Source organism: bacterium, from assembly GCA_041648665.1.
In the GTDB taxonomy this organism is placed as follows: domain Bacteria; phylum UBA10199; class UBA10199; order 2-02-FULL-44-16; family JAAZCA01; genus JAFGMW01.
In genome coordinates this window covers 1-3,490 of sequence record JBAZOP010000178.1, presented here as the reverse complement: position 1 = coordinate 3,490, position 3,490 = coordinate 1, and the positions used below count along the sequence as shown (strand labels likewise).

At 61.4% G+C, this 3,490-nt stretch carries 4 protein-coding genes; all 4 read left to right on the top strand.

Going from position 1 to position 3,490, the window contains the following annotated elements; all coding sequences use genetic code 11:
* Positions 1-273, top strand: a 273-nt coding sequence (locus WC683_20310; protein MFA4974954.1) for an arsenite S-adenosylmethyltransferase, incomplete at its 5' end; no start/stop codon positions are given.
* A 2-nt stretch (positions 274-275) separates the two neighbouring features.
* Positions 276-1,466: an ACR3 family arsenite efflux transporter gene (gene arsB, locus WC683_20305; protein ID MFA4974953.1), complete on the top strand. Its 1,191-nt coding sequence runs from the start codon at positions 276-278 to the stop codon at positions 1,464-1,466.
* Between the two features lie 53 nt (positions 1,467-1,519).
* Positions 1,520-2,656, top strand: coding sequence for an HRDC domain-containing protein (locus WC683_20300; protein ID MFA4974952.1), 1,137 nt, complete (start codon positions 1,520-1,522; stop codon positions 2,654-2,656).
* A gap of 75 nt (positions 2,657-2,731) precedes the next feature.
* The coding region (gene hrcA, locus WC683_20295; GenBank protein ID MFA4974951.1) for a heat-inducible transcriptional repressor HrcA at positions 2,732-3,490 on the top strand (759 nt) is incomplete at its 3' end.

Genomic DNA, 3,490 nt, shown 5'->3' with positions numbered 1-3,490 from the left:
CTTCCGGACGCGGTGAAGGCCTCCGTCGCTGCCCTCGTTGCCTGCGTCGCAGGTGCGGTCACGCTGGATGAGACCAAAGAGATGGCCCTTGCAGTGGGCCTTGTCGAGCTGGTCTTTGAAACCAAATCGGCTTACATCGACCAGATGGCCGAGTGGTCGGATCCCCTCTACCGCGAGATCGCCGACAAACTTCCGCTGACAGCAAAGCCAAGCGATTATGTGACCAGCCTGAACATCACGGCGAGGAAGCCGAATACGGTGAAAGGAGTTTGAACATGGTGAGCGAAGCGCAGGCTGCAACGAGACTGAAGGGCCTGAGCGTATTCGAAAGATACCTCACCGTCTGGGTGATCCTGTGCATCGTGGCCGGAATATTGCTCGGCAAAATCGCGCCGGAGGTGGCGCGATATCTCGACGGCATGGCCATATACGTGAACGACGCCCCGGTAGTCTCAATACCGATAGCGGTGTGTCTCTTCTTCATGATGTACCCCATCATGGTGAAGATAGACTTCGCGGAGGTCATCAAGGCAGGCAAAAGCGGCAAGCCCGTGTTTCTCACGCTCTTCGTCAACTGGGCGATCAAGCCGTTTACCATGTACGCCATCGCGATTTTCTTCCTTGGCACGTTGTTTTATCATTTCATCGGCCCTGATGCCGTCGATCTGGTGAAGATGCCTTTCGGTCTGGATCTCCCCGTGGGCGCGGGTCACGGCGCCGGAACGGTCGTTCTGGCAAACGGCGTCAAGATGCTGGAGGTCCCGCTATGGCGCAGCTACCTGGCGGGCTGCATCCTGCTCGGCATCGCGCCATGCACCGCCATGGTGCTCGTGTGGGGTTATCTCGCGCGCGGCAACGACGGACTTACACTCGTCATGGTGGCGATCAACTCGCTCTCCATGCTCGTCCTGTACGGCGTGCTTGGAGGCTTCCTCCTCGGCGTAGGAAAACTCCCGGTTCCATGGCAGGCGCTGGTGCTCTCTATCGTAATCTACGTGGCCCTGCCGCTGATCGCGGGCTACCTCTCGCGCCGTTGGCTCGTCGCGTGGAAAGGCTATGAGTGGTTCGAACAGACGTTCCTTCACATCCTGACGCCGATCACGATTCTCGCTCTCCTTGCGACCCTCGTGCTGCTCTTCTCATTCAAGGGCGACATGATATTGGGCAATCCCTTGACGATACTGTGGATCGCCGTGCCGCTCTTCATCCAGACGGTCCTGATTTTCTCGCTGGGGTATGGGTTGGCCCGGCTGCTCAAGCTTTCATACCGTGACGCGGCGCCCGCCGCGATGATCGGGGCGTCCAACCACTTCGAGGTCGCCATCGCCACCGCGGCGATGCTCTTCGGCCTCTCCTCTGGAGCTGCGCTTGCGACAGTCGTAGGGGTGCTGATCGAGGTGCCCGTGATGCTCATGCTCGTGAATATCTGCCTCAGGACGCAAGGCTGGTTCAGACACGAATCATAGGTGCGGCTTATTTTTTTGTCGCATCACGGCCGGAAATGATGTCAATTCAGGCCGTGACTCGCGGCTACGAACTCGTCGATGAGCAGAAAGGCGTGGATGCTATGGCGGGCGCCCTTTCAGAAGAGCCCTGCATAGGGTTCGACCTGGAGTGCGCCAGCGGACTGCATCACTACGAGAAGCGCGTCTGCCTCATCCAGCTCGCATCCCCCGGGGCCTCATACATCATAGACGCGCTGGCAGGGCTGGATCTCTCGCCGCTGCGGAAGATGCTCGAGGACCCCGCGGTCGAGATCGTGATGCACGACGCGGATTTCGATATGCGGTCGCTCGACCGCGATTTCGGCTGGCGCCCCAGGAACATCTTCGACACCCTTATCGCTGCGCGTCTCTGCGGGCACAGGCAGTTCGGGCTCTCGTCGATGCTCGAGCAGCACTTCGGCGTCAAGGGCTCGAAGCGGTTCCAGCGCGCGGACTGGACGATCCGCCCCCTGCCCGAGGCCATGCTCGAGTACGCGGCGTGCGACGTGAGGTACCTTATAGAGCTCAGGGACAGGCTCGATGCGGAGCTGAAGCGGCTCGGCCGCGCCGACTGGGCGGCGGTCAGGTTCGCCGAGCGCGAGATGCTGCGCTTCGAGCCGGATACGCGGCCGCTTTTCGCGAGGGTCAAGGGCGCGAGGGATTCCTGCGACAGCAGGGCGCTGGCCGTGCTCAATGAACTCGCTGAGCTGAGGGAGGAGATATCGAAATCGCTCGATCTGCCCCCGTTCCGCGTGATCTCGGACGAGGCGCTGATAGATCTGGCGGTGAAGCCCCCTCGCGACGTGGAGGATGTGAAACGCCGCCGCGGGATGCATCCGCATTGCAGGCAGAGGGCGGCAGGTGAGATCGTCGCCGCAGTCAAGAGAGGGCAGGCGGGCCGCGGCCTCTCGTGGCCCTCCTCGCCTGGGAAGAGGAAGAGGACCTTCCAGTCCGCGGATATGATGGAGGTCATAAAGTCGTGGCGCGCGAAGGTGGCGGCCGAGCACGACCTCGAGCCGGACCTCATCCTCTCCATGAGATCGATCAAGGAGCTGGCCCGGGGCGTCTCTCTGGAAGAGGTGATGAGGCAGGAGGCCTCCGCCTCCTGGGGCAAGGGCGGGATAAAGGAGTCGCTCGCAAGGCTGCTTGGGGACTGCAGGAGCCGCCGTTGACAATGGGGCCTATGGCTGTTAGCTTGCCGGCGGCTTCTCCTGAGAGCTGCCAATTAACCGAATTTATTATTAAAAATGACACATAGAGCCTCGACAAGACACCTTGAGATCCTCGACATCCTGATCTCGGATTACATCGCCAGCGCCCAGCCGGTGGGCAGCCGCACGATCGCGCACCAGCACCACGATCACCTCTCTCCTGCGACCGTGCGAAACATCATGGCCGACCTCACCGATATGGGGTTTCTGGCCCAGCCTCACATATCCGCGGGCAGGGTGCCGACCGCTCTGGGGATGCGCGTCTTCGTTGAGACGCTGCTCAAGCGCCACGACCTGACCGATCAGGAGATGCAGGAGATCAAGAGCCGCTGTTCAGGAGACGAGAGGCGGATCGACGCCGTGCTCTCCAGGACATCGAGGATGCTCGCCGCGGTCTCCCACTATGCCGGCATGGTGGTGACCCCGGATGCGGGCAGGGTGAGGTTTCGTCACATGGAGTTCGTTCCGCTCTCGGGCCGCAGGTTGCTGGGCATATTCGTGTCGCAGGACGGCGCGGTGCAGAACCGCCTGATCGATGTCGCCGACGACTTCACCTACCCTGACATCGAGAGGATCAACAACTACTGCAACCAGTCCTTTTCAGGGCTTTCCTTGGAGGATGCGCTCGAGAAGGCGCGGAGGGAGCTCGCCGCGACCCGAGAGGACTACGACAGGATACTCATGAACGCCATGTCGCTCTCCGAGGAGCTGCTCGCCGCGATACCGAGCTCGGATCTCATGGTCGACGGGGAGATGCAGCTCCTGGCCGAGCCGGAGTTCGCGCAGGCGGAGAAC